Source organism: Streptomyces sp. TAA040 (assembly GCF_000424845.1).
Genome location: NZ_KE384254.1, coordinates 75,087 through 100,602 on the forward strand (window position 1 = coordinate 75,087; position 25,516 = coordinate 100,602).

Annotated in this window: 22 protein-coding genes and 1 pseudogene; 16 read left to right on the top strand and 7 right to left on the bottom strand. The window is 71.8% G+C overall.

All coding sequences use genetic code 11. The annotated features are described in order from the left end of the window. The first annotated feature begins 209 nt into the window (after window positions 1-209). From H300_RS0122085 to prcA, 3 genes are all read left to right on the top strand, one after another. Window positions 210-428, top strand: a complete 219-nt coding sequence (locus tag H300_RS0122085) for a ubiquitin-like protein Pup (RefSeq protein WP_028429115.1) — start codon at window positions 210-212, stop codon at window positions 426-428. A 225-nt stretch (window positions 429-653) separates the two neighbouring features. Beyond that, a complete protein-coding gene (gene prcB / locus H300_RS0122090) occupies window positions 654-1,499 on the top strand; it encodes a proteasome subunit beta (RefSeq protein ID WP_028429116.1) in 846 nt (281 codons plus the stop codon). A gap of 24 nt (window positions 1,500-1,523) precedes the next feature. Then, window positions 1,524-2,318, top strand: coding sequence for a proteasome subunit alpha (gene prcA, locus H300_RS0122095; protein WP_028429117.1), 795 nt, complete (start codon window positions 1,524-1,526; stop codon window positions 2,316-2,318). An 82-nt stretch (window positions 2,319-2,400) separates the two neighbouring features. On the opposite strand, the gene H300_RS0122100 is transcribed toward prcA, so the two are convergent. Next, the gene (locus H300_RS0122100) at window positions 2,401-3,423 is read right to left on the bottom strand and encodes a sodium:calcium antiporter (RefSeq protein WP_486584022.1); all 1,023 of its coding nucleotides are present in this window, start codon (window positions 3,421-3,423) and stop codon (window positions 2,401-2,403) included. 171 nt (window positions 3,424-3,594) lie between these two features. After that, window positions 3,595-4,623, bottom strand: a complete 1,029-nt coding sequence (locus tag H300_RS0122105; protein ID WP_028429119.1) for a LacI family DNA-binding transcriptional regulator — start codon at window positions 4,621-4,623, stop codon at window positions 3,595-3,597. A 95-nt stretch (window positions 4,624-4,718) separates the two neighbouring features. Here H300_RS0122105 and H300_RS0122110 point away from each other — a divergent pair, with 95 nt between their 5' ends. The 10 genes from H300_RS0122110 (at window position 4,719) to H300_RS0122155 (ending at window position 15,854) form a co-directional block, all read left to right on the top strand. Then, on the top strand, window positions 4,719-5,999 hold the full coding sequence (locus H300_RS0122110; RefSeq protein ID WP_028429120.1) for an MFS transporter: 1,281 nt from the start codon (window positions 4,719-4,721) through the stop codon (window positions 5,997-5,999). Window positions 6,000-6,008: 9 nt separating this feature from the next. After that, entirely contained in the window at window positions 6,009-7,370 is a 1,362-nt protein-coding gene (pafA, locus tag H300_RS0122115) for a Pup--protein ligase (protein WP_028429121.1), read from the top strand. A gap of 131 nt (window positions 7,371-7,501) precedes the next feature. Beyond that, window positions 7,502-8,440 carry an FKBP-type peptidyl-prolyl cis-trans isomerase gene (locus H300_RS0122120; protein WP_051270285.1) on the top strand — a complete coding sequence of 313 codons (939 nt, stop codon included), beginning with the start codon at window positions 7,502-7,504 and terminating at the stop codon, window positions 8,438-8,440. Window positions 8,441-8,488: 48 nt separating this feature from the next. Further along, on the top strand, window positions 8,489-8,860 hold the full coding sequence (locus H300_RS0122125) for an FKBP-type peptidyl-prolyl cis-trans isomerase (RefSeq protein ID WP_028429123.1): 372 nt from the start codon (window positions 8,489-8,491) through the stop codon (window positions 8,858-8,860). A 333-nt stretch (window positions 8,861-9,193) separates the two neighbouring features. Beyond that, complete coding sequence (locus H300_RS0122130) at window positions 9,194-10,147, top strand: WYL domain-containing protein (RefSeq protein WP_028429124.1); 954 nt, start codon at window positions 9,194-9,196, stop codon at window positions 10,145-10,147. 15 nt (window positions 10,148-10,162) lie between these two features. Beyond that, on the top strand, window positions 10,163-11,122 hold the full coding sequence (locus H300_RS0122135; protein ID WP_028429125.1) for a WYL domain-containing protein: 960 nt from the start codon (window positions 10,163-10,165) through the stop codon (window positions 11,120-11,122). A gap of 58 nt (window positions 11,123-11,180) precedes the next feature. Then, window positions 11,181-11,441: a hypothetical protein gene (locus tag H300_RS28665; protein ID WP_051270286.1), complete on the top strand. Its 261-nt coding sequence runs from the start codon at window positions 11,181-11,183 to the stop codon at window positions 11,439-11,441. A gap of 169 nt (window positions 11,442-11,610) precedes the next feature. Further along, window positions 11,611-11,898 (top strand): Sec-independent protein translocase subunit TatA, encoded by a 288-nt coding sequence (gene tatA, locus H300_RS0122145; RefSeq protein WP_028429126.1) that lies wholly within the window; start codon window positions 11,611-11,613, stop codon window positions 11,896-11,898. Window positions 11,899-11,999: 101 nt separating this feature from the next. Further along, a complete protein-coding gene (gene tatC / locus H300_RS0122150; RefSeq protein WP_028429127.1) occupies window positions 12,000-12,935 on the top strand; it encodes a twin-arginine translocase subunit TatC in 936 nt (311 codons plus the stop codon). Between the two features lie 102 nt (window positions 12,936-13,037). After that, complete coding sequence (locus tag H300_RS0122155; RefSeq protein ID WP_028429128.1) at window positions 13,038-15,854, top strand: DEAD/DEAH box helicase; 2,817 nt, start codon at window positions 13,038-13,040, stop codon at window positions 15,852-15,854. A 42-nt stretch (window positions 15,855-15,896) separates the two neighbouring features. On the opposite strand, the gene H300_RS0122160 is transcribed toward H300_RS0122155, so the two are convergent. Together H300_RS0122160 and H300_RS0122165 are read right to left on the bottom strand one after the other, a co-directional pair. Further along, window positions 15,897-16,781 (bottom strand): siderophore-interacting protein, encoded by an 885-nt coding sequence (locus H300_RS0122160; protein WP_028429129.1) that lies wholly within the window; start codon window positions 16,779-16,781, stop codon window positions 15,897-15,899. Between the two features lie 50 nt (window positions 16,782-16,831). Further along, window positions 16,832-17,749, bottom strand: a complete 918-nt coding sequence (locus tag H300_RS0122165) for a 5'-3' exonuclease (RefSeq protein ID WP_028429130.1) — start codon at window positions 17,747-17,749, stop codon at window positions 16,832-16,834. Window positions 17,750-17,972: 223 nt separating this feature from the next. Here H300_RS0122165 and H300_RS28670 point away from each other — a divergent pair, with 223 nt between their 5' ends. Then, window positions 17,973-19,721, top strand: a complete 1,749-nt coding sequence (locus H300_RS28670; RefSeq protein WP_486584007.1) for a BCCT family transporter — start codon at window positions 17,973-17,975, stop codon at window positions 19,719-19,721. Between the two features lie 18 nt (window positions 19,722-19,739). Here the strand turns inward: H300_RS28670 and H300_RS28675 are convergent, their stop codons facing one another. From H300_RS28675 to H300_RS0122190, 3 genes and pseudogenes are all read right to left on the bottom strand, one after another. Continuing rightward, the gene (locus H300_RS28675; RefSeq protein ID WP_078516228.1) at window positions 19,740-20,540 is read right to left on the bottom strand and encodes a gamma-glutamyl-gamma-aminobutyrate hydrolase family protein; all 801 of its coding nucleotides are present in this window, start codon (window positions 20,538-20,540) and stop codon (window positions 19,740-19,742) included. Between the two features lie 16 nt (window positions 20,541-20,556). After that, window positions 20,557-21,507 (bottom strand): annotated as a pseudogene (locus H300_RS28680) (amino acid permease); the annotation flags it as partial. Between the two features lie 223 nt (window positions 21,508-21,730). Beyond that, on the bottom strand, window positions 21,731-22,477 hold the full coding sequence (locus H300_RS0122190; protein ID WP_028429133.1) for an FCD domain-containing protein: 747 nt from the start codon (window positions 22,475-22,477) through the stop codon (window positions 21,731-21,733). A 70-nt stretch (window positions 22,478-22,547) separates the two neighbouring features. Here H300_RS0122190 and H300_RS0122195 point away from each other — a divergent pair, with 70 nt between their 5' ends. Both H300_RS0122195 and H300_RS0122200 read left to right on the top strand, forming a co-directional pair. Further along, window positions 22,548-23,945 (top strand): glutamine synthetase family protein, encoded by a 1,398-nt coding sequence (locus tag H300_RS0122195; protein WP_037981557.1) that lies wholly within the window; start codon window positions 22,548-22,550, stop codon window positions 23,943-23,945. A 107-nt stretch (window positions 23,946-24,052) separates the two neighbouring features. After that, window positions 24,053-25,393 carry an aldehyde dehydrogenase family protein gene (locus tag H300_RS0122200; RefSeq protein ID WP_028429135.1) on the top strand — a complete coding sequence of 447 codons (1,341 nt, stop codon included), beginning with the start codon at window positions 24,053-24,055 and terminating at the stop codon, window positions 25,391-25,393. Window positions 25,394-25,516 lie beyond the last annotated feature (123 nt).

Genomic DNA, 25,516 nt, shown 5'->3' on the forward strand with positions numbered 1-25,516 from the left:
CTTCCGGGCTCCCGGTGGGGCCGCAGCACGGCCCCGCCGGGCCCGGCCCGCAGCGCGGAGAAAGGGGATCTGAGGCTTTCCTGTCCGAAAAGTTTCCCGGTCGGGAATCAGAAGGCCCGTCCGTGGGCGTTGGAGCAAAAGAAGAGCCGATGTCAGCCCCTCCTTGTAGGGTCTGATCTTGTACTTCGAATCCGAGCGGGGTGAGGTAGATGGCGACCAAGGACACCGGCGGCGGACAGCAGAAGGCGACCCGGTCCACAGAGGAGACCGAGGAGCAGACCGAGGAAGCACAGGTATCGGAGGACCTCAAGGAGCGCCAGGAAGAGCTCTCCGAGGACGTCGATTCCGTGCTGGACGAAATCGACGACGTGCTGGAGGAGAACGCCGAGGACTTCGTGCGTTCCTTCGTCCAGAAGGGCGGCGAATAACCCCCGCGGACACCGGCGTGAGTCGGGGCGGCGCATGCGAGCGCCGCCCCGGCGGGCGCCGCGGCGGCAATCGGTCCGGACCTCTCGCTCCGTTCATGTGGATCACGGCGCAGTGGCGGGTAAGGTCCCTGAGGTGCCGGGCAGCAACTTCGGTTCGAAGCCGGGCACATCGAGAAACGACACCGGCGCGCTGCGTCGGGAGATCGCCTACGTGGAAGGAAACGCGTGGAAGCCAACACTCGTAGCACCGGGCGTCTGCCGGCCGCCTTCCTGACGCCCGGCTCGTCCTCGTTCATGGATTTCCTGGCCGAGCACGCGCCCGAGCAGTTGCCGGGGAACCGGCCGCTGCCTCCCGTCCAGGGCGCCGTCGAGGCCCCGCACGGCACCACCATCGTCGGGGTGACCTTCTCCGGCGGGGTGATCCTCGCCGGGGACCGTCGCGCCACGATGGGGAACATGATCGCCCAGCGCGACATCGAGAAGGTCTTCCCGGCCGACGAGTACTCCGCGGTCGGGATCGCCGGCACCGCGGGCCTTGCGGTGGAGATGGTCAAGCTCTTCCAACTGGAGCTCGAGCACTTCGAGAAGGTGGAGGGCGCGCAGCTCTCGCTGGAGGGCAAGGCGAACCGCCTGTCCACGATGATCCGCAGCAACCTGGGCATGGCGATGCAGGGACTGGCCGTGGTGCCCCTGTTCGCGGGGTACGACGTGGTCCGGGGGAAGGGCCGGATCTTCTCCTACGACGTCACCGGCGGCCGTTCCGAGGAGCACGGCTTCGCCGCAGTGGGCTCCGGCTCGGTCTTCGCCCGCGGCTCGATGAAGAAGCTCCACCGGAACGACCTGACGCGGCAGCAGGCGGCGACGGTCGTGGTGCAGGCGCTGTTCGACGCCGCCGACGACGACTCCGCGACCGGCGGCCCCGACATGGCACGGCGGATCTACCCGGTGGTGTCGGTGATCGGCGAGGACGGCTACCACCGCCTGACCGAGACGGAGGTCTCCGAGATCTCCCGCGCCGTCCACGAAGGCCGCCTCCAGCTCCCCAACGGGCCCCAGGCCCCGGTTCTCTAGACACAGGAAGGGACGGGAAAGCCGGTGTCCACGCCGTTCTATGTCTCACCCCAGCAGGCCATGGCCGACCGCGCGGAGTACGCCCGCAAGGGCATCGCGCGCGGACGCAGCGTCGTCGTGCTCCAGTACACCGACGGGATCGCCTTCGTCGCGGAGAACCCGTCGCGGGCCCTGCACAAGGTAAGCGAGATCTACGACCGGATCGCCTTCGCCGCGGTCGGCAAGTACAACGAGTTCGAGAACCTGCGGATCGGCGGCGTGCGGTACGCCGATCTCCGGGGCTTCACCTACGACCGGGACGACGTCACCGCCCGCGGGTTGGCCAACGTCTACGCCCAGACGCTCGGCACCATCTTCTCCGGAGTGGGGGAGAAGCCCTACGAGGTGGAGCTGATCGTCGCGGAGGTCGGCGACGCGGCCGAGGACGACCAGATCTACCGGCTGCCGCACGACGGCTCGATCGTGGACGAGCACGGTTCCGTCGCGGTCGGCGGCAACTCCGACCAGATCGGCACCTACCTGGAGGAGCGCCACCGGGACGACATGACGCTGGGCGAGGTGCTGAAGCTCGCGCTGGAAGCCCTGGCCCGGGACAACAACGGCGGGGAGCGCACACTCACCGCCGAGCAGTTGGAGGTGGCGGTGCTTGACCGCAGCCGCCCCCAGCAGCGCAAGTTCCGGCGGCTGCTCGGTCGGCAGCTCTCCCGCCTGCTGGAGGACTCGCCGTCCTCCGGCGGCGCGGACGCCGAGGACACCCCCGGTCCGTCCGAATCCTCCGGGTCGTCCGAGTCCGGCACGGACGACCCGCCGAAGGAGTAGACCCGGCGGGACCGGCGCCGCGGTACGGCGGTTCACCCGGGGGCGGGGAGGGCGCGAAGCCTTCCCCGCCCCCGGGCGTGTGTCAGAACGCCAGGGTGAGCACGGTCGTGGCGTAGACGCCGAGGAGCAGGAAGCCGTCGAACCCGAGCCGCATCCAGCCGCGCCGCTGCCGCACCAGCAGGCCGCCCAGTAGCACGGTCGTCATGAGCAGCGCGGACGCGGTGAGGAACAGCGAGTCGTTCGCGGCGGTGTGGAAGAGCGAGCCGTCACGGAACGCGACATCGCCGACGACGAGGTTGAGGGCGTCCAGGCAGTTCCCGCCGATGATGGCGGCCACCGCAAGGGTGAGGGCGCCGCGGCGCACGGCGGCTATCGCGGTCACCGTCTCCGGCAGTGCGTTCACCGCCCCCATCAGTACGCCGCCGACGAAACCGGCCTGGAGGCCGGTGAGGGCCGTCAGCCGCTCCGCGGCCTGGGCGACCGCCCAGCCGGCCACCACCACGGCACCGGCGAGGGCGGCGAACTCCGCCCACACCGCCCCCGCCCGGCGCCGGGACAGCCGCCCGTGGTCGGTCGGCACGTCGACGCGCGTCTCGCGCGTCTCGACGGCTTCCCACAGCGGCCGGTGCTGCTTGTGCACGAGGCGGAGCCCGCCGAGGTAGAGGCCGACCAGCAGCGCCGAGGCGGGGTGGACGCCGAACACGGTCACCTGCGGGCTGAAGGCGGCCAGGAGGGCGACACTCAGCAGCACGATGAGCAGGCATCCGAACAGCAGGTTCTGGACCGAGGCGGCGGCGTGCTCCAGGTTGGCGCGCCAGTAGGTGGCGTCGGCGGCCACGACCGCCAGTGTCTGCAGGGCGATGCCGCCGACCGCGTTGCTGTAGGCGAGTTCGGGTTGGCCGGCGGCGGCGCTGGTGCCGGTCATGACGATTCCGGAGAGCGAGGTGGCGGCTCCGAAGAAGACCGCGCCGAACAGGGCTTCGCCCCAGCCCGTCCGGTCGGCCAGTGCGTCCCCAAGCGACACCAACCGCACCGTGCACACCACCGTCAGCAGCGCCGCGAGGCCGAAGAGGCCGATCGTCGCACTCAGTGGCCAGTCCGGGATCGACACGGCACGGTCTCCTGTTCCTCGGGTGTTTCGCGGATGCGGTCCTCGGTCGGACCGCGGCGCCGAAGTACCCCTTACCCACAGGCCCGATGCCCCGAGTGCGCCGTGGCACAGGTCCCGGAGCGGCAGCGGCCGGCCGGTCGGTGGTCGACCGGGGCGGTCGGCGGCTCAGGCCGGCCGCGCGCCGGTGGGGGCCGCCGCGGAGGAGCCGCGGGCGATCAGCCGCACGGGAAGGGCGGCCGGCCGCGGCCGGCCCCTGTCGAGGACCGCCAGCAGGGCGCGCACGCCCGCCTCGCCCATCGCCTCGGCGGGTAGTCGGACGGTGGTGAGCTCGGGGTCCGTGGCGCGCGCCAGCGCGAGGTCGTCGAATCCGGTCACGGAGACGTCGTCGGGAACGCGCAGCCCCAGCCTGCGCACGGCCTTGCAGGCTCCTGCGGCGAGCAGGTCGTCGTCGCACACCAGCGCCGTCGTCCCGGGCTTCGCCGCCAGGGCGCGCAGGGCCGCGTCCAGGCCGCCGGTGACGCTGAGTTCGGTGGCCTCGACCCGGGCCAGCCGTGCCTCCGCGCAGGGTGCGAGCTCGGCGGCGAGCGAGTCGGCCCGCAGGGCGAAGGTCCAACTGGGTATTCCGGCGGCCAGGTGGACGATCCGGCGGTGGCCCAGCTCCAGCAGGTGCGCGGCCGTCTGCCGCATTCCGTCGGCCAGGTCCAGGTTGACGGTGGCGGCCGCGTCGGTGCGCTCGGGGTCGCTGTCCAGCATCACCAGCGGAAGCCCGCCCTCGCGCAGCGCGGTGAGCGCTTCAGCGGCCATCGAGGAGGCGATGACCCCGTCCAGGGCGGTGTGGGCGGAGCCGAAGGGATCGCGGGCCGGGCCGATGCCCTGGGGGGAGGGGTACAGGACCACGCCGAAGTCGTGCTCGGCGGCCGCGGCTGCCGCGCCGGCGTGCACGCGGGCGAAGAACTCGTTGCTGAGTGCGGGTACCACCAGCAGGGCCGTCCGGGTCAGTCCGGTGCGCAGGGTGCGGGCCGCCACGTTCGGTTGGTAGCCCAACTGCCGGGCGGCGTCCCGGACCGTTCGGGCGGTCGCGGCGGAGACGCGGCCCGCCCACTTGTCCCGCAGGACGAGCGAGACGGTGGCCTGCGAGACCCCGGCGGTGCGGGCGACGTCGCGACTGGTGGGCCTGCGGGGTGTGGTGGTCACGGCGCTGGCTCCGGCTGCTGGATGGACCTGTGGATTGCCGACATGGTACGTATGAGCCGCGACGTTATACGTAAAACTTCGGAAGGTGCCGCCGGATGGCGACGGGCTACGCGGAACTGCTGCGGGCGAGGCACGCGGTGCGGCTGCTGGCCGGCACACTGGTGGGACGGCTGCCCAACGCCACCGGGCACATCGCCATCGTCCTCTTCGTGCGGGCTGAGGGCGGCAGTTACACGCTCGCGGGGGTGCTGGCCACCGTCTACGGGCTGGCGACCGCAGTCGGCCAGCCGCTCCTGGGACGTGCGGTCGACCTGTTCGGGCAACTGCGCGTGATGCTGCCCGCCGCGGTCCTCTCCGCCCTGGGCATGGTCTGGTTCGCCCTCACCGGAATCGCTCCGCTGCCGGTCGCCGCCGGGGCGGTGCTGCTGGCCGGGCTCTTCACCCCGCCACTGGAGGGCGGACTGCGCGCTCTGTGGCCCAGCGTCCTCAAGGGCGAGGACCGGGTGCACACCGCCTACGCGCTGGACTCGGTGGCCCAGGAGGTCATGTTCACCGTGGGGCCGCTGCTGGTGACCCTGACGGTGGCGCTGTGGTCGGAGGCGGGGGCGCTGCTGGTGATCAACCTGATCGGGGTGCTCGGCGCGCTCTCCGTGGTGGTCTCGCCTCCTTCGCGGGCCTGGCGGAGCGCTCCGCGCGAGGCCCACTGGCTGGGCGCCCTGCGCTCGCCCGGTCTGGTCGCGCTGCTCGGCTCCTTCCTGTTCGTCGGCATCGCCCTGGGCTCCATCACGGTGGCCGCGGTGGCCTACGCGGACCGCAACGGCGGCGACCTGGTGTACGCCCTGCTGATGTCGGGCATCGGGCTCGGCGCGCTGGTCGGTGGGCTGGCCTACGGGGCGCAGCAGTGGGCCGGCCGTCCAGAGCCCCGGCTGCGGCTGCTGATCGCGCTGCTCGCGGTCGGATACCTGCCGCTGGCCCTCGTCCCCGGGGCGGCCGCGATGACGGCACTGGCCACCCTGGCCGGCCTCTTCCTGGCACCCTCGCTGAGCTGCGCCTTCGTCGTGGTCGATCGGCAGGCACCGCGTGGCACCGTGACCGAGGCGTTCTCCTGGCTGGTCACGACCTTCGGGGTCGGTGCCGCCCTGGGGACCGCCGTGGTGGGCCCGATGATCGAGTGGCGCGGCGCGTCCGGCGGCTTCCTGGTGCCCGGTGCGTCCGGTGTCGCCGCCCTGCTGGTGCTGCTGCTCTCCCGCAGGGTGCTGGACACCCCGCTGCGCGCCGGGCGGGGCGGGGCGGATGCGGACTCCGGGCGGCCGGTGCCGGAAAATGATCGAAACGGCGCGCCCGAACCCGGTTTCAGAACCGGGCATCAGGCGTAATGTTCACACATGGATCGCCGAATCTTCGGGCTGGAGAACGAGTACGGCGTCACATGCACGTTTCGGGGACAGCGGCGGCTGTCCCCTGACGAGGTGGCGCGGTACCTCTTCCGCCGTGTCGTGTCATGGGGCCGAAGCAGCAACGTCTTCCTGCGCAACGGCGCCCGCCTCTACTTGGACGTCGGTTCGCACCCGGAGTACGCGACTCCGGAATGCGACAACGTCACCGAACTGGTGACGCACGACAAGGCGGGCGAGCGGATACTCGAAGGGCTGCTCGTCGACGCGGAGCGCCGACTGCACGAGGAGGGAATCGCCGGTGATGTGTACCTCTTCAAGAACAACACCGACTCGGCAGGCAACTCTTACGGCTGCCACGAGAACTACCTGGTCGCCCGGCACGGGGAGTTCTCCCGCCTCGCGGACGTCCTGATCCCCTTCCTGGTCACCCGTCAACTCATCTGCGGTGCCGGCAAGGTGCTCCAGACCCCCCGCGGCGCGGTGTTCTGCGTAAGCCAGCGGGCCGAGCACATCTGGGAGGGCGTCAGCTCGGCCACCACCCGTTCGCGTCCGATCATCAACACCCGGGACGAGCCGCACGCCGACGCCGAGCGCTACCGCCGGCTGCACGTCATCGTGGGCGACTCGAACATGTCCGAGACGACGATGCTGCTGAAGGTGGGTGCCACCGACCTCGTGCTGCGCATGATCGAGGCGGGCACGGTGATGCGGGACCTCACGCTGGAGAACCCGATCCGGGCCATCCGTGAGGTCAGCCACGACACCACCGGCCAGCGCAAGGTCCGCCTGGCCAACGGTCGGGAGGCCTCCGCCCTGGAGGTCCAGCAGGAGTACTACGACAAGGCCGTGGACTTCTGTGAGCGCCGCGGCATCCGATCCGGCACCGTCGAGCAGGTGCTGGAGCTGTGGGGCCGCACCCTGGAGGCGATCCGGGCCCAGGAGCTGGACCGGATCTCCACCGAGATCGACTGGGTGATGAAGCACCAGCTCATCGAGCGGTACCGAGCCAAGAACAACATCACGATGTCCCACCCCCGGGTCGCGCAACTGGACCTCGCGTATCACGACATCCACCGTAGGCGGGGCCTGTACTACCTGCTGGAGCGGAAGGGGCAGGCCAAGCGGATCTGCAACGACCTCAAGATCTTCGAGGGCAAGTCGCTGCCGCCGCAGACCACCCGGGCGAGACTGCGCGGCGACTTCATCCGGCGCGCGCAGGAGCAGCGTCGGGATTTCACGGTCGACTGGGTCCATCTCAAGTTGAACGACCAGGCGCAGCGCACGGTGCTGTGCAAGGACCCGTTCCGTTCGGTCGACGAACGGGTGGAGAAATTGATCGCGGGGATGTGAGCGCGGGCACTCCCGGCAGCGCCCTGGGCCCGCAGGGGCGGAAGTTGCGCCGGGAGTGCCGGGGCAGTGGAGGGAAGCCGTAAGGTGTCGAGGGACTACCCCACATACCCCCGATACCGCGAGTTGGGCTGATGAATCCGAAGAAGGCAGTGCGCCGGATCGCCGCGGCGCTGGTCGTTCCCATGCTGGTCGTCTCCGCGGCGGCCTGCGGCAGTGACGGCGGAGATTCCGACGGCTTTCCCGCGGTGACGGGCAAGGCGGGCGAGAAGCCCGAGGTCGCCGAGGGGGACGGCGACCCTCCCGAGGAGCTGAAGATCAAGGTCCTCGAAGAGGGCAAGGGCGAGAAGGTCGCCGAGGGTGACACCGTCAACGTCGACTACCTCGGTCAGCTGTGGGACGGCGAGGTCTTCGACAACAGCTACGACCGCGGCAGTGCCTTCACCTTCGAGGTGGGGGCCGGGAAGGTGATCGAGGGCTGGGACGAGGCCGTTGCGGGGCAGAAGCTCGGCAGCCGTATCGAGGTCGTCATCCCGCCGGAGAAGGGATACGGCGAGGAGGGCTCCCCTCCCACCATCCCCGCCGACTCCACCCTGGTGTTCGTGGTCGACGTGAACAAGACCGTCCCCACCAAGATCGACGGCAAGCCCGTGGAGGAGCAGGACGACGCCTTGCCCGCGGTCGACAGCGAGGTCGGTGACAAGGCACCGGAGATCAAGGTGCCCGAGGGTGAGGACGCGCCTGACGGCGTCACCAGCCAGACGGTGGTCGAGGGTGACGGCAAGGAGATCGGGCCGAAGAGCACCATCTCGGCCCACTACACCGCGGTCCTGTGGAACGACGGCAAGCTCGTGGGCGACACCTGGCAGCAGGGTGGCCCGCAGGAGCTCCCGGTGGCCGGCACCGAGGACCAGCCCGGGATCCCCGGCTGGGCCGAGGGCCTGGAAGGCGAGAAGGCCGGCAGCCGCGTGATGGTCGTCGTCCCCGAGGAAGAACTGACCGAGGAACAGCGCAAGGAGTTCGAATCCGCGGTGGTCTTCTCGGTCGACATCCTCACCGTCGACGAGTCCTGACGTGCGAGACTGGGCGGGTTGTCCGCAATCCTTGGTAGGAGCATTTTCGTGAGCATCGACAAGCCCGAGGTTGACTTTCCCGAGGGCGAGCCGCCGGCCGATCTGGAGATCAAGGACGTCTGGGAGGGGGACGGCTCCGTCGCGGAGGCGGGGAACACTGTCTCTGTCCACTACGTCGGCGTCTCCTTCAGCACCGGCGAGGAGTTCGACGCCTCGTGGAACCGCGGCAAGCCGCTCCAGTTCCAGCTCGGCGCCGGCCAGGTCATCGCCGGCTGGGACCAGGGCGTCCAGGGCATGCGGGTCGGCGGACGCCGCCGGCTGACCGTCCCCGCCCACCTCGCCTACGGTGAGCAGGGTGCCGGCGGTGTGATCAAGCCCAACGAGACGCTGATCTTCGTCTGCGACCTGGTCGCGGTCTGATCAAGCGGCACGCCGCGGCACGCGGCACCGGGGCCGGGGTCCCGCACCGTCGCGGTGCGGGACCCCGGTCGTCGTTCCCGTCCACCGCGGCGTTTTGGAGGGGACTCCCACCGGCGGTACGGTCAACTCCCACCGAAGGTCGTCGCGGGGGGACGCGTCGCGGCCAACGAAGCGCGCCCGCCCGGCTTTCCGGCGTACTGCGGCGGCTGCCGGAGTAGGCTCGCACCGTCGGCCGCGGTGCTGTCCGGCGGACAGTGGTCCGGGGCCGTCACCGGGGCGCCACCGGCGAGCGTGCCCGGCTGTCGCGGCACCAGCACGAGGAGAGGGCGTTCGATGGCAATCGCCAAGGCCGAGCGGTTGATGAATCTTGCGCTGTGCCTGCTGGGAACCCGGCGCCCGCTCACGAAGCGGGAGTTGCGCTCCTCCATCGAGGCCTATCTGGAGGCGGCCGGGGACGAGGCGTTCAACCGGATGTTCGAGCGCGACAAGGACGATCTCCGGGAACTCGGTCTGGTGATCGACACCGTCGAGAACCTGGAGGGGGAGGCCGCCTACCACGCCCGCCGCGACCTGAACCGGCTGCCTCCGCTGTCCTTGGACGCCGCGGAGGCCGCTGCGCTCGGCCTGGCGGCGAAGGTCTGGCAGCAGGCCAGGCTGGCCGGCGCCGCCAGCGGGGCGCTCCAGAAGCTCCGCGCGGCCGGCATGCCGGTGGAGGAGGACCCGTACGAGCCGTACGGCAGCCTGGAGCCGCGCATCCCCGCCCGGGAGGCCGCCTTCGAGCCTCTGATGGTGGCCTGCCGTGACCGCAGACCGGTGGTCTTCGACTACCGCAGGTCCAACGCCGCCCAGGCCGAGCGGCGCCAGGTCGAGCCGTGGATCCTGGAGTGCTGGCGCGGGCACTGGTACCTCGCCGGCTGGGACCGGGACCGCGGGGCGGAACGCGTCTTCCGGCTGTCCAGGATCACCGGACCGGTCCGCTCCCGGTCCGCTTCCTGCACCCGTCCGGTGCCGGACCAGGTGCGGGTGCGGGAGACGGTCGAGCGCTGGGCCGGGGAGAGCGCCACCACGAGCGCCCGGATCAGGCTGCGGCAGGGCGCGGGTTACCCGCTGCGGGCCCGGGCAACCGAGGTCCGCGACCTCGGCGGGGGCTGGGAGGAGCTGGAGATTCCGTACGGGCACGGACTGGACGCCTGGCTCGTGGAGTTCGGTCCCGAGGTGGTCGTGCTGGAGCCGGCCGAACTCCGGGCCGACGTGGTGGACCGGCTGCGCGCCGTGGCCAAGGGCTGAGAGGAACGCACCGACATGGCCTCCAACGCCATCGACCGGACCCGGCGGATGCTGTCCCTGGTGACCTACCTGCGCGAGCGCCCCGGCGCCCGGGTGGACGAGGTCGCCCGGGCCTTCGGTATCAGCACGGACGAGCTGATCTCCGATCTGCACGTGCTGCCGATGTGCGGCACGAGCTTCCGCGGCGGCGATCTGCTGGACATCGACACCGACGGCGAGCACATCTGGTGGCACAACGCCGAGGCCGTGGACTCGGGCGGTGAGCCGCTCCGGCTCGCCGCCGACGAGGCCACCGCCCTGCTCGTCGCGGCCCGGGCCGTGGCGACGCTGCCGGGACTGCGCGAGGGCGACCGGGACGCCCTGCTGCGGGCCACGGCCAAGCTGGAGGCCGCGGCGGGGGAGAACGCGGGCGCCAGCGCGCGCCTGTCGGTCAGCTTCGAGTCCGAGGGCGGCGTCTTCGCCGACGTGGACCGGGCGATCGCCGAGCGCCGCAGGCTGTGGCTGCGCTACTACTCGCCGGCCCGCGACGAGCTCACCGAGCGCGAGGTGGACCCGGTGCGGTTGTTCGTGCTCGGTCACACCTACATGGAGGCCTGGTGCCGGCTCTCCGAAGCGCGGCGCACCTTCCGGCTGGACCGGGTCGCCGAGATCCGGCTGCTGGACGAGCCCTCCGACCCGCCGCCGGTCACGCCGCGGGACCTCTCGGAGGGCCTGGTCCAGCCGGCGGCCGAGGACCCGGAGGTAGTGGTCGAGGTCGGCCCCGGTGGACGCTGGGTGGCGGAGTACTACCCGCACGACGCTGCGGAGGAGCTGCCGGACGGCGGTCTGCGGATCACCCTGCGCACCCCGGACCCGGGCTCGCTGCGCCGGCTCGCGCTGCGGCTGGGCAGGGACGGCCGGATCACCGAGCCGCGGGAGCTGGCAGACGCGGCGCAGCAGGCGGCCCGTGCCGCGCTGACGGCGTACGGGGACTGACGGGCGCGCCGTCCGGGCGGGTCCCGGGAGCCGGGCGCGGTCCACTAGGCTCACCGGCATGCTCTGGCCGATGTTCTTCCTCACCCTCGCCTTCTGCGGCACCGCGGTGCTCGGGGTGCTCGCCGTCCGCGTCGGCCTGGAGGTGCGCCGGCTGTCGCGTGCGGTGGGCGACAGTTCGGAGCGGATCACCCTGGCAGCCGAGGACCTGGAACGTGCCGCCGGGGCGCACGCCGCGAGCGCCTCGCGCACCGCGGACGTCCCGGGGGTGCGTCGGGAGCGCAGCGGCGCCTCCGGCCGGTCGCGTACGGGGGAGCGGTAGGCTTCACGGAGCGGCCACCGCTCGGGTGGCGGCGAGGAGGAGCACGCGCGGGCATTGCCCTGCGTTCACCCCTGGGAGTTACGATTGCCGCTCGGGCGGCAGTCGGGCACCTCTCCGCACAGTCGCACCAAGGAACACTCAGTTGGCCTCGGTGAGAAGGTAGGCACTCATGCCCGGTCAGATCGGAATCTGGCAGCTCGTCATCATCATCGGTCTCATTGTGCTGATCTTCGGCGCCAAGCGTCTCCCGGACACCGCACGGGCGCTCGGCAAGTCGCTGCGCATCCTCAAGAGCGAGACCGCCGCGATGAAGAACGACGGCGACAAGAACGCCTCGGACAGCGGGAAGACCGCCTCCGACGAGGAGAGCAGCCCGCCCCGCACCATCCAGGCAGCCCCCGGCGACGTCACCAGCTCGCGCCCCGTCGAGGAGCCGAAGCGCACCACGCAGGGCTGACCGGACCGCCGGTTTCCTGATCCGGTTCCCGGATCGATCGCCTTCTGTCGGATGAAGCGGGTCGCCGCGCCGTCGGCAGCCGCATGAGTTGAGGACGTGCGTTGCTCAAGTCCGCGCGCAAGAAGCCCGAGGCCAGGGATCCAGAGGGCCGGATGCCGCTGGTCGAACACTTGCGCGAGCTGCGCAACCGGCTGGTCAAGGCGCTGCTGGCCATCGTGCCGCTGATGATCGTGGCGATGTTCTTCGCCAAGGACATCGGCGACTTCATCACCGACCCGGTGCCCCGCTGCCCCGGCCAGTTCACGGTCACCCAGGGCGGCGAGCGCTGCGCCACGCTGTCCCAGGTCGGGCTCACCTCGCCGTTCGCCACCTACATCAAGGTGGCGCTCATCACCTCCCTGGTGGCCGCGGCGCCGGTCTGGCTGTACCAGATGTGGGCCTTCCTCGCGCCCGGGCTGCACCGGCACGAGAAGAAGTACGCGATGTCCACCGTCGCGTTCGGCACCCCCCTCTTCGCCGTGGGCGCCTACCTCGCCTGGTGGATTCTGCCGCACGCCGTCCCGGTGCTCCTCAGCTTCAGCCTGGACGGCTCCACCAACCTGATCACCGTCGACGACATGATCGACATCTCGGTCAAACTGGTGCTGGCCTTCGGCCTCGCGTTCCAGCTCCCCCTCGTCCTGGTGCTGCTCAACCTGGGCGGGGTGCTGACCGGACGGCGGATGCTCAGCTGGTGGCGGGCGATGATCATGGGGATCGCCGTCTTCTCCGCGATCGTGACGCCGACCGACCCGTTGTCGATGCTTGCCCTCGCGGTGCCGATCACCGCCCTCTACTTCGGCGCGGTCATCTTCTCCCTGTTCAACGACCGTCGCCGGGCCGCCCGCGACACCGAGGCCGACCTGTCCGACGACGAGGCCTCGGACCTGGATCTCACCCCCGAGGCCGTCGGCTCCAGCCCCATGCTGCCGGAGCAGTCAGACGGCAGCGGGGACGACGGGCCGCCGCGCCGGAACGGTCTCGACGACGCCACCTGACGCCCCCGGCCGGGGCCCGGGGCTCCCCGCCGCCCGGGGCCGGGGACGCCGGGTAAAAGATCGCGTGCGTTGTCGGAGTCGGCCGGTAGGCTCGACCGCACGATGACCGAGGACATGCCCCCTGCCGACCGATACGCCGCCGCTCGTCAACGCGCTGCCGAGCAGGCAACCGAACTCGCGGCATTCCGCGAGATGTACGACTTCCCGCTCGACCCGTTCCAGGTCGAGTCGTGCAAGGCCCTGGAGGCCGGCGACGGGGTGCTGGTGGCGGCGCCCACCGGTTCCGGGAAGACCATCGTGGGCGAGTTCGCCGTGCACCTGGCCCTCGCCCGCGGGCGCAAGTGCTTCTACACCACGCCCATCAAGGCCCTCTCCAACCAGAAGTTCAACGACCTGGTGAAGCGCTACGGCGCCCGCGACGTGGGCCTGCTCACCGGCGACAACAGCGTCAACGCCGACGCCCCGGTGATCGTGATGACCACCGAGGTGCTGCGCAACATGCTCTACGCGGGCTCCCAGGCCCTCGACGGTCTGGGCTACGTGGTGATGGACGAGGTGCACTACCTCTCGGACCGGTTCCGCGGCGCCGTCTGGGAGGAAGTGATCATCCACCTCCCGGAGTCCGTGACCCTGGTGTCCCTGTCGGCGACCGTCTCCAACGCCGAGGAGTTCGGGGACTGGCTGGACACCGTGCGCGGCGACACCCGCGTGGTGGTCTCCGAGCACCGGCCCGTCCCGCTCTGGCAGCACGTGCTCATCGGCCGCCGGATGTACGACCTGTTCGAGGAGAAGGGCGGCAAACGGGAGGTCAACCCGGACCTCGTGCGGATGGCCCGGACTGAGAACAGCCGGGTGTCCGGTCCGCGGGACCGGCGGCGCGGGCGTCCGGCGCGCGAGGCCGACCGGGAGCGGGAGCGCCGGCAGCGCAACCGGTTGTGGACACCGAGCCGTCCCGAGGTGATCGACCGGCTCGACTCCGGGGGGCTCCTGCCCGCCATCACGTTCATCTTCAGCCGGGCGGGCTGCGAGGCGGCGGTGCAGCAGTGCCTGTACGCCGGTCTGCGGCTGAACACCGCGGCCGAGCGGGACCGGGTGCGCGAGATCACCGAGCGCCGCACGGCCGCCATCCCGGACGAGGACCTGCACGTCCTGGGGTACTTCGAGTGGCTGGAGGGTCTGGAGCGCGGCGTGGCGGCGCACCACGCCGGGATGCTGCCCCGGTTCAAGGAAGTGGTCGAGGAGTTGTTCTCGGCCGGTCTGGTCAAGGCCGTGTTCGCCACCGAGACCCTCGCCCTGGGCATCAACATGCCAGCCCGCTCGGTGGTGCTGGAGAAGCTGGTCAAGTGGAACGGCGAGCAGCACGCCGACATCACCCCGGGCGAGTTCACCCAGTTGACGGGGCGCGCGGGCCGCCGCGGCATCGACATCGAGGGCCACGCGGTCGTGCTCTGGCAGCGGGGGATGGACCCCGGCGCGCTGGCCGGGCTGGCCGGCACCCGCACCTATCCGCTGCGCTCCTCGTTCAGGCCGTCCTACAACATGGCCGTGAATCTGGTGGGCCAGTTCGGCCGGCACCGCTCCAGGGAACTGCTGGAGACCTCCTTCGCCCAGTTCCAGGCGGACCGCGCGGTCGTCGGCATCTCCCGCCAGGTGCGGAAGAACGAGGAGGGGCTCGAGGGGTACCGGGAGGCGATGACCTGCCACCTGGGCGACTTCACCGAGTACGCCCGGCTGCGGCGGGCCCTCGGCGACCGGGAGACCCAGCTCGCGAAGCAGGGGGCGAACCAGCGCCGCGCCCAGGCCGCCGCCTCGCTGGAGAAGCTCCGGCCCGGCGACGTCATCCAGGTGCCGACCGGCAAGTACGCCGGACTCGCCCTGGTGCTGGAGCCGGGGCTCCCCGCCGGGCGCAGCCCCGGGCACCGCGGCCCCGACCACCAGGAGGGCCCGCGTCCGCTGGTGCTCACCGCGCAGCGCCAGGTGAAGCGGCTGGCCGGGATCGACTTCCCGGTCCCCGTCGAGGCCCTGGACCGGATGCGGGTGCCCAAGTCCTTCAACGCGCGCAGCCCCCAGTCGCGCCGGGACCTGGCCTCTGCGCTGCGGGCCCGGGTCGGGGACCGGGAGCTCCCGCAGGCGCCGCACCGCCGGCGCAAGCAGCGCACCGAGGCCGCTGAGGACGCCGAGATCTCCCGGCTGCGCGCCGAGATCAGGGCGCACCCCTGCCACGGCTGCAACGACCGCGAGGACCACGCCCGATGGGCGGAGCGGTACCACCGGCTCACCCGGGACACCCGCCAGTTGGAGCGCCGCATCGAGGGGCGCACCAACACCATCGCCCGCACCTTCGACCGCGTCTACGCACTGCTCAGCTCGCTCGAGTACCTCGACGGCGACAAGGTCACCGAGGACGGCCGGCGTCTCGCCAGGCTCTACGGCGAGCTCGACCTGCTCGCGGCCGAGTGCCTGCGCGAGGGCGTCCTGGAGGGCTTGCCGCCCGCCGAGCTCGCGGCCTGCGCCTCCGCACTCGTCTACGAGTCGCGGGCGGCCGACGACTCCATGCCGCCGGAGCTGCCGGGCGGGCGCAGCAAGGCGGCGCTGGCGGAGATGGTGCACATCTGGGGCCGCCTCGACGCCCTGGAGGAGGAGCACCGGATCAACCAGGCGGAGGGAGTGGGCCAGCGCGAGCCGGACCTCGGCTTCGCCCGAGCAGCCCATCGGTGGGCGGATGGCCACGAACTCGACGCGGTGCTCCGCGAGGCCGACATGCCCGCCGGTGATTTCGTGCGCTGGTGCAAGCAGGTCATCGACGTGCTCGGTCAGTTGGCGGTGGCGGCCCCGGCGGAGGGGACGGTGGGGCGCAACGCGAGGAAGGCGGTCGACGGCATGCGCCGCGGCGTCGTGGCCTACTCCTCGATCGGCTGATCCCCGCACCGCTCGGAACCGGGCGGTGCGGGGGCGCACCGGTCAGCGGGCCCGAGCCGCCGGGGCCGGGGCGTCGGTGGCCGACGTTCCGCCCTGCTCCTGCTCGGACTCCACCTCCGCGTTCCACGCGGGCTTGGCGGCCTGCCAGCCGTCCTCGTCGTGGCCGAGCCGCCAGTAGCCCGAGACGGACAGTGCCTCCCGCGGGATCTCCCGCTCGACGCGCAGATGGCGGCGGAGCTCCTTCACGAAACCCGCCTCTCCGTGGACGAAGGCATGGGCCCTGCCCTCGGGGAAGGCGAGGTTCCGCACGGCCGCCACGAGCAGGGAGCCGACCGGTGCCGAGCCCCGGTGGAGCCACTCCAGGTGCGCCCCGGGGGGCACGAGGAGCGGCTGCTCCTCCTCGGGGCCGGCCACCTCCACGAGGACGTGGGCCGTCGCCCCGGCGGGCAGCCGCTCCACGGAGGCGGCGATGGCCGGCAGCGCGGACTCGTCCCCGGCCAGCAGGTGCCAGTCGGCCTCCGGGTCGGGGGCGTAGGCGCCGCCCGGCCCGAGCAGCAGGATCTCCTCGCCGGGCTGCGCCCGTGCCGCCCAGGGCCCCGCGAGTCCCCGGTCCCCGTGTACCACGAAGTCGAGGGTGAGTTCGCCTGCCGCCGCGTCCCAGCGGCGCACGGTGTAGGTGCGGCTCACCGGCCACTGGCCACGGGGCCGCTCGGCCCTGATCTGCGCCAGGTCGAAGGGACGCGGCAGGGTTGTTCCCGGAGCGGGGAACAGGAGCTTGACGTAGTGGTCGGTGCAGGACCCCACGGGGAGCCCGTCGAGTTCCGGGCCTCCCAGTACGACCCGGACCATGTGCGGGGCGAGTTCCTCGGTACGGAGCACGGCGGCCCTGCGGACCTGTGGCTGGGGACGGGCCGGGCGACGGGTCACGGTGCCTCCTGCGAAGTGAGGACAGATTTAGGTGAGGCTAACCTAACAGTTCATCGGTTTGTCCGGTCGGCGAGGGCGTCCAGCAGGCGTTCCAGCGAGCCGCCCAGGCCCCACCGCCGGGCGAGCGCGTCGAGCGCCTGCGGGTCACGTGGGCGGGTGGGGAGTACCGGATCGTGTTCCGGCAGGACGAGGTCGTCCGCCACGCGGACGACGCGCGGGGCCACCGCGAGGTAGGGCCGCGCCTCGTCCAGCCGCCGACGCTGGGTGGGGGTGAGTCCGCCTGCCGGGTCCTCGGCCGCGGCCATGATGCCTGCCAGGTCGCCGTGGGCGGCGATCAGCTTCGCGGCGGTCTTCTCGCCGATCCCCGGGACTCCGGGCAGTCCGTCGCTGGGATCCCCGCGCAGCAGGGCCAGGTCGACGTATCCCGCGCCGTCGACCGCGTACTTGTCCCGCAGGGCTGCTGTGTCGAAGACCGCCAGAGTGCCGACGCCCTTCACCGGGTACAGCACCCGCGCCTGCCGCTCGTCGTCGACGAGCTGGAAGAGGTCGCGGTCGCCGGTGACCACGTCCACAGGACCAGCGGCCCGTCGGCACAGGGTGCCGATCACGTCGTCGGCCTCGTACTCCGGCACGCCGACCCGGGCGACGCCCACCGCGTCCAGCACCGCCTCGATCACCGGCACCTGCGGGGCGAGCGTGTCCGGGACCTGCTCGGCGTCCGCCGCGCCGGGGCGCTCCTCGGACACCCGGTGGGCCTTGTACGAGGGGATCAGCGCCACCCGCCACGCCGGCCGCCAGTCGGCGTCCGTGCAGGCCACGAGGTCGTCGGGATGATGGTCCCGTACGAGTCGGGTCACGAAGTCGAGGAGGCCGCGCACCGCGTTCACCGGGGTGCCGTCGGGTGCCCTGACGGATTCGGGGACCCCGAAGTAGGCGCGGAAGTACAGCGAGGCGGTGTCGAGGAGCATCAGGCGTCGTGTGGTCACCCCTTGATGATGCCGCACTGACCTGCGGTGAACGCACGTACGGGGTACCGGGTCGTTGCCGGGGGGATGCGGTTTCGTGATGCTTGGCAGCGCACTTTCCGGGCAGGCGCTCCGGGTCGGAAGGGCAGAAGCCTCCGACCTGCACAAGCCCGACACGACGAGACGTCGGAACGACGACACGAACCACGACAGAAGGAACGCACACGTGGCCGCGCAGAAGACGGGAAAACCACCGAACGACGATCAGGAGTCCGCACCACCGGAGACGACCGTGCGCAAGGCGTCGATCGCGCCGCGCGTCTTCTACCCCTCCGCGCTCATCATCGTCGCATTCGTTCTGTGGGCTGTGGTTTTCCAGCAGTCGGCACAGGACTTCGTCGCAACAGTCAACAGCGAAGTCATCGGGGGACTGAGCTGGTACTACATCGCGCTGGTATCGCTGTTCGTGATCTTTGCCCTGTGGGTCGGCATCGGTCGGTTCGGTGACATCAAACTCGGCAAGGACGACGAGAAGGCCGAGTTCGGGATGGGCTCCTGGCTGGCGATGCTCTTCGCCGCCGGCATGGGCATCGGCCTCGTGTTCTGGGGTGTCGCCGAGCCGCTGAACTTCTACGGCGCGCCCAAGCCGGGTACCGGTGAGAGCCCGGCGGAGCGTGCCGAGTTCTCCATGGTGCAGACCTTCCTGCACTGGGGCATCCACCCGTGGGCGATCTACGTGGTCGTCGGACTCGCGGTGGCGTACGCGGTGCACCGCAAGGGACGCCCGGTCTCCATCCGGTGGGCGCTGGAGCCGCTGCTGGGCGACCGGATCAAGGGCGCCTGGGGCGACGTCGTCGACGTGATCGCCGTGGTCGGCACGCTGTTCGGTGTCGCCACCTCGCTGGGCTTCGGCGTGATGCAGGTCGCCGCGGGCATGGAGTTCGTCGGATGGGTCGAGGACCCGGGCAACGCCGTCCAGGTCTCCCTGATCATCGGCATCACCCTGATCGCCACGATCTCCGTCGTCACCGGCATCGGCAAGGGCATCCGCTACCTGTCGAACATCAACATGGGCCTCGCGGCCGGACTGATGCTGTTCGTGCTGATCGCGGGCCCGACCCTGTTCCTGATGAACGGCTTCGTCCAGAACCTGGGCGAATACCTCCAGAACATCCTGGCGCTCAGCTTCGACACCGGTGCAGCCCAGGGCGACGAGGGCACCGACTGGGTCAACGGCTGGACGGTCTTCTACTGGGGCTGGTGGATCTCCTGGGCGCCGTTCGTGGGCATCTTCATCGCCCGGATCTCCCGCGGCCGCACCGTCCGCGAGTTCGTCTGCGGCGTGATGCTCGTCCCGACCCTGCTGACCTTCTTCTGGTTCTCGGTCTTCGGCGGCGCCGGTCTCTACCGCGAGATCTTCGGCGACGGCGGGATCATCGACGACGAAGGCGCGGTCAGTACCGACAGCGCGCTCTTCCAGCTCCTCGACACCCTGCCCGGCGGAACCTTCGTCGCGGGGGTGGCGATCCTGCTGATCGTGCTCTTCTTCGTCACCTCGTCCGACTCCGGATCGTACGTGGTGGACATGCTGGCCTCCGGCGGCGACCCGAACCCGCCCACCTGGAGCAGGGTCTTCTGGGCCTGCGCCGAGGGTGCGGTGGCCATCGCCCTGCTGGTCGCCAGCGGCAGCGGGGGCGACTCCCTCACGACGCTGCAGACGGTCGCCATCATCATCGCGCTGCCGTTCAGCTTCGTGATGATCGCCATGGCGGCAGCGACGCTGAAGTGCTTCCACGAGGAGCGTCAGGCCTACCTCGCGGCCAGGCGCAAGCGGCAGCAGGACCGGCTGATCGACAAGACCGTCGCCGCGATCGAGGAGGGGATGGAGAACGGCACCATCCCCGACTCGAACGGTTCGAACGGTTCCCACGGCGGCGGCAAGCCGCCGCAGGACGCGGAGCCGAAGAAGCCCTAGCGTCGAAGCGGTGACCCGTCAGGTCACCGCCGGGCCCCGGAGGGCCGGTCCGCACGGTCCGCCCTCCGGGGCCCGACGCGTGCCCGGGCCCGCTCCGGGGCGCCCCCGGCGGCCCCGGGCACGCACGGCCGGGCCGGAACCCGCGGCGACCAGCGCCCGCATGAGCCGCAGGTCCGCCCCGGCCTCCGGATGCCACTGCACCCCGAGGACGAAGCCCCCCGCACCGGGCAGCTCGACGGCCTCCGGGGTGCCGTCCTCGGCCCGGGCGCTCACCACCAGCCCGCGACCCGGGCGGTCGACCGCCTGGTGGTGGTAGGTGGGGACCTCGACGTGTTCGCCCAGCAGACCGCGCAGCGCGGTGCCCGGCAGCGTCCGCACCGGGTGCGAGTGGAACACCCCGGGGGGCCCGGCGTGCCCGTCGAGGTGCTGCACCAGGGTGCCGCCCAGCGCCACGTTCAGCAGCTGCATGCCCCGGCAGACGCCCAGCAGCGGCAGCTCCGCGGCCAGCGCCGCCTCGATCAGCGCGATTTCCCAGACGTCCCGTTCGAGGGCCGGCGGCCCCGTCCTGGGGTCCGGTGCGGCGCTGTACCGGGCGGGCGCCACGTCCGGCCCGCCGGCGACCACCAGGCCGTCGAGCCGGGCCACCGCCTCGTCGGCCGCGCCGCTCCGGGCGTCGGGCGGGAGCAGGGCGGCGAGACCGCCGGAGCGCTGCACCAGCCGGTGGTAGCCGGCGGGCAGTACCGCGGCGGGCAGCTCCCACACGCCCCAGCGGGTTTCGGCCTCCAGATAGCTGGTGATGCCGATGAGGGGTACGGACACGGGAGCACCTTTCGGGTCAGTCCCTCAACTCTGCCTCGGCCGCCGCCAGGGCGGCGAACTGCTCCTCCGGCGCGGCGGCCACCAGCCGGTGCCGGGAGCAGAAGGTGAAGTGGACGACCGCGACGAGGCAGAGCACGCACGCGATGCAGGCGGCCGCCGGATCCACCAGGAAGGTGGCCACCACCGCAGTGCAGGCGAGGACGAAGGCGACCGAGGAGGTCAGCGTCCCGCCCGGAGTGCGGTACGGCCGGTGCAGCTCCGGCTCCCGCCGGCGCAGCACGAGGTGCGACAGCGACATCAATCAGCACGTACGACACCGCCGCCCCGAAAACGGCGATGTGCAGCAGCCGGGCGCCGTCGCCGGCAGCCGCGGCGAGCGGGAAGCCGGTCGCGCCGGGGCCACCAGGCCGAGGTAGGGGGCCTTGCGGCGGCTGGTCAGGGAGAGGAAACGCGGCAGGTAGTCGGCCCGGGACAGGGCGAAGAGCCGGCGTGACCCGGCGTAGTTCAGGCGGCTGAGCACCGTCGGATCGCCGCCGGTGGCCGCCTCCAGCGCGGCGACCAGCGGGTGGTCGGCGCCTTTGATCGCGTCGGAACCGGCCGCGCCCACGGCGGGCAGCAGGGCGAGCAGCAGCAGGACGCCGATCGCGGCGGCCATCGCCCTCGGCATCGTGCGGACCGGGTCCCGGGTCTCCTCAGCCGCCAGCGGCACGCCCTCGATGCCGAGGAAGAACCACATCCCGAAGGGGAAGGCCGCCCAGATGCCGAGCAGGCCGTAGGGCAGCCAGGAGTTCGCGCCGAACGCCTGGCCGTCGACCTGGATGTCGTTCAGCGAGCCGGCGTCGAAGTGGGTGAGGGCACCGACCGAGAAGACCACCAGCGCGATGACGGCGATGCCCGTCACCACGAAGCTGAACCGCAGCGCCTCACCGACGCCCCACAGGTGGACTCCGACGAAGACGGCGAAGCAGCGGTGCCGCCGGCTTTCGCGGCGGGCACGCCGGTTCCCTCGGCCATCAGCAGCTCCTGCCCTTGCCGGTGCATTGGTGTGAGGCCGTACCTTTGTGCTGCCGCCGGGTCCGGCGCAACCCCCGGTGTGCCAGGAAACCGTCTCGCCGGGCCGCGGAACGGAGAAGCGTCGGGCCGCCGGAACCGGTGGGCGCTCGGCGCCCCGAGGCCCGGGTCCCGGGGGCTCAGCCCAGGAAGCCGCGCAGCAGTGCGGCTGTCCCCGCGCAGTGCTCCCGCGCCGCGTGCCGCGCCCTCCCGGCGTCCCCGGCGAGGACCGCCTCGACGAGGGCGACGTGCTGTGCCTGGGCGTGCTCCAGGTTGCGCACCAGCAGCGGAATGGCGTCGAGCAGGTCGTTCAGGCCCGCCCGCACCGCGGCGTAGTGCGTGGTGAGCGAGGGCGAGCCGGCCAGTTCCGCGAGGGTGAGATGGAACAGCGTGTCCTGCCGCCGGTAGTCCTCCGGGGAGGCGTCCCCGATGGCCGCCAGTGCGGTCCGCAGCCGCTCGGCCTGCGGGGCGGTCAGTCCGCGTCCGGCGCAGACCTCGGCCGCACCCGACTCCAGCACCTCGCGCAGCACGAGGGTGTCCTTGATGTCCGCGGCCGCCACCCGCCGGCGCAGTTCCCGCGGGCCGTCCGGTCCCGGCTGCGCGCGCGGGAGTACGAAGGTGCCCCCGTAGCGCCCCCGGCGGCTCTCCAGGAGTCCCTGCCCGGTCAGGACCCGCAGCGCCTCGCGCAGGGTCACCCGGCTGACGCCGAGCCGCTCGGCCAGCTCCCGCTCGGCGGGCAACCGCTCGCCGGCAGCCACCAGGCCGAGGCGGAGGACCTGGAGTATCTGCTCCAGCGCCTCCTCGAAGCCGTTGCCCGCCCGCACCGGGCGCAGCACCGGAGCCAATCGGTCCGCAGCCGTCCCGTCCGCCGGTCGGTTGTGCTCCATCGGGGGTCCTTCCTTTCCAAAGGTATCCATGACTACCTTAGGGGCCCGACGACTCGGCCAGGAGGCCCCCGTGTCGACACCCACCCACCCGCGCCCGGCGGATTCCGGCCGCACCCCGCCGCTGAGCGTCGCGGAGCTCCGCGCGCTGGTGGAGACGGGCGAGATCGACACCGTCGTGCTCGCGTTCACCGACATGCAGGGCCGGCTCCAGGGCAAGCGCTTCGCGGCCCGGCACTTCCTGGACGAGGTCCTCGAGCACGGCACCGAGAGCTGCAGCTACCTGCTCGCCGTCGACGTGGACCTCAACACCGTCGAGGGCTACGCGATGTCCTCCTGGGAGCGCGGTTACGGCGACTTCGCCATGCACGGTGATCCGCACACCCTGCGGCGCACCCCCTGGAACCCGGGCACCGCCCTGCTCACCGCGGATCTGGCCTGGAACGACGGGACCCCGGTCGCCGCCTCGCCCCGGCAGATCCTCCGCCGGCAGCTCGACCGGCTCGCCGCGCACGGCTGGCGTGCCCTGGCGGGCACCGAGCTGGAGTTCATGGTCTTCCGGGACAGCTACGAGTCGGCCTGGAACAGCGGCTACCGCGGCATGACCCCCGTCAACCAGTACAACATCGACTACTCGGTGCTCGGCACCGGCCGGGTCGAGCCGCTGCTGCGCAGAATCCGCAACGAGATGGGCGCCGCCGGCATGGTGGTGGAGGCGGCCAAGGGCGAATGCAACCTCGGGCAGCACGAGATCACCTTCCGCTACGACGACGCGCTCACGACCTGCGACCAGCACTCCGTCTACAAGACCGGGGCCAAGGAGATCGCCGCCCAGGAGGGCCTGTCGCTGACCTTCATGTCCAAGTACGACGAGCGCGAGGGCAACTCCTGTCACATCCACCTCTCGCTCGTCGACGAGGAGGGCCGCCCGGTGCTCGCGGCCGACGAACGGCCGGACGGCATGTCCGCCACCATGCGGCACTTCCTCGCCGGTCAGCTCGCCGCCCTGCGCGAGTTCACCCTGCTGTACGCGCCGAACATCAACTCCTACAAGCGCTTCCGCCCTGGTTCCTTCGCCCCGACCGCGGTGGCCTGGGGCCGGGACAACCGCACCTGCGCCTACCGCGTCGTCGGGCACGGCGCGGGTCACCGGATGGAGAACCGGCTGCCGGGAGGTGACGTCAACCCCTACCTCGCCGTCGCCGGGATGATCGCCGCCGGCCTGCACGGTGTGGAGCAGCAGCTCGAACTGCCCGAACCGTGCTGCGGCAACGCCTATACGAGTGACGCCGCGCATGTGCCCGCGTCCCTGCGGGAAGCCGCCGAGCTGTGGTCCGCCGGGTCACTCGCCCGCTCCGCCTTCGACGACGAGGTGGTGGACCACTACGCCCACATGGCACGGGTGGAACAGGACGCCTACGACGCAGCCGTGACCGACTGGGAGCGCTTCCGCTCCTTCGAACGCATGTGAGGAACCCCGCAGTGCCCGCTTCCCCCTCCCCGGCCTTCCGGCCCTCCGAGCCCTCCACCCCCGGCACCGCCGAGGACGAGGGCTCGGCCGCCGCGTACGAGCACCACGTGGTCAACCCCGCCACCGAGGAACTGATCGCCACCGTCCCGGCCCGTACCGGCCCGGACGTGGACGCCGCCGTCGTCCGGGCGAACTCCGCCCAGCACGGCTGGGCCGCCCTGACACCCGGCGACCGCGCGCGGCTGCTGCGCCGGTTCGCGGCCGTGGTGGACGAGCACCTGGAGGAACTCGCCCTCCTGGAGATGCGCGAGGCCGGGCACCCGATCGGCGCCGCCCGCTGGGAGGCGGGCAACGTCCGCGACCTGCTGGACTACGCGTCCGGGGGAGTGGAGCGGCTGCTGGGGAGCCAGATCCCGGTACCCGGCGGGCTGAACATCACGCTGCGGGAGCCGCTCGGCACGGTCGCGGTCATCGCCCCGTGGAACTTCCCGATGCCGGTCGCCGCCTGGGGCACGGCTCCCGCCCTCGCGGCGGGCAACGCCGTCCTGCTCAAGCCGGCCGAGACCACTCCGCTCACCGCACTGCGGCTGGCCGAGCTGTCGCTGGAGGCGGGGCTGCCCGAGGGACTTCTCCAGGTTCTCCCCGGGGCCGGCCCGGTCGTGGGCCGCGCGCTGGCCGACCATCCCGGGGTGGCCAAGGTGGTGTTCACCGGGTCGACGGCGGTGGGGCGGGAGCTGATGGCGCGCTGCGCCGCCCGGGTGAAGCCGGTGACGCTCGAACTCGGCGGCAAGAGCCCGAACATCGTCTTCGCCGACGCCGATCTGGAAGCGGCCGCCGCCGCGGCGCCGGGCTCGTTCCTCGACAACGCCGGTCAGGACTGCTGCGCCCGCAGCCGGATTCTCGTGCAGACCTCGGTGCTCGACCGCTTCATGGCGCTCCTGGAGCCCGCAGTGCAGGCGTTCACCTGCGGCGACCCGGCCGACCCCGGCACCGACATGGGCCCGCTCGTCTCCGCCTCCCACCGCGAGCGGGTGCGTTCCTACGTCGCGGAAGACGTGCCGGCCGCGATCCGGGGAGGCACCCCCGACGGGCCCGGCTTCTGGTACCCCGCCACGGTTCTGGAGGCCGATCCGGGCGAGCGCGCCGCGGTGGAGGAGATCTTCGGTCCGGTCGCCGTAGTGCTCCCGTTCGAGGACGAGGCGGACGCGGTCCGGCTCGCGAACGCCACCGAGTACGGCCTCTCCGGCTCCCTCTGGACCCGGGACGTCTCCCGGGCGCTGCGCGTGGCGCAGGCGGTCGCCGCGGGCAACCTCTCCGTCAACTCGCACAGCAGCGTGCGCTACTGGACGCCGTTCGGGGGCTACAAGCAGTCCGGCCTCGGCCGGGAGCTGGGTCCGGACGCGCTCGGTGCCTTCACCGAGACCAAGAACGTCTTCATCGGCCTCTGACCCGGCCGCACCGGACTGCCCGGCCGCCCCTCTCCCGACCCGACGGACCCCGACCGGTCCCGCTCGACCGCTCGACCCGTACGACCGCTCGACCCAGGAGGAAGAGAGTGCCCGAAGAACCAG

Coding starts and splice junctions, on each gene's coding strand:
- pafA (WP_028429121.1), top strand. CDS start 6,009: ATGGATCGCCGAATCTTCGGGCTGGAGAACGAGTACGGCGTCACATGC.
- H300_RS0122190 (WP_028429133.1), bottom strand. CDS start 22,477: ATGGAGCACAACCGACCGGCGGACGGGACGGCTGCGGACCGATTGGCT.
- H300_RS0122085 (WP_028429115.1), top strand. CDS start 210: ATGGCGACCAAGGACACCGGCGGCGGACAGCAGAAGGCGACCCGGTCC.
- H300_RS28665 (WP_051270286.1), top strand. CDS start 11,181: ATGCTCTGGCCGATGTTCTTCCTCACCCTCGCCTTCTGCGGCACCGCG.
- tatA (WP_028429126.1), top strand. CDS start 11,611: ATGCCCGGTCAGATCGGAATCTGGCAGCTCGTCATCATCATCGGTCTC.
- H300_RS0122165 (WP_028429130.1), bottom strand. CDS start 17,749: ATGCTCCTCGACACCGCCTCGCTGTACTTCCGCGCCTACTTCGGGGTC.
- H300_RS0122120 (WP_051270285.1), top strand. CDS start 7,502: ATGAATCCGAAGAAGGCAGTGCGCCGGATCGCCGCGGCGCTGGTCGTT.
- H300_RS0122130 (WP_028429124.1), top strand. CDS start 9,194: ATGGCAATCGCCAAGGCCGAGCGGTTGATGAATCTTGCGCTGTGCCTG.
- H300_RS0122155 (WP_028429128.1), top strand. CDS start 13,038: ATGACCGAGGACATGCCCCCTGCCGACCGATACGCCGCCGCTCGTCAA.
- H300_RS0122110 (WP_028429120.1), top strand. CDS start 4,719: ATGGCGACGGGCTACGCGGAACTGCTGCGGGCGAGGCACGCGGTGCGG.
- H300_RS0122135 (WP_028429125.1), top strand. CDS start 10,163: ATGGCCTCCAACGCCATCGACCGGACCCGGCGGATGCTGTCCCTGGTG.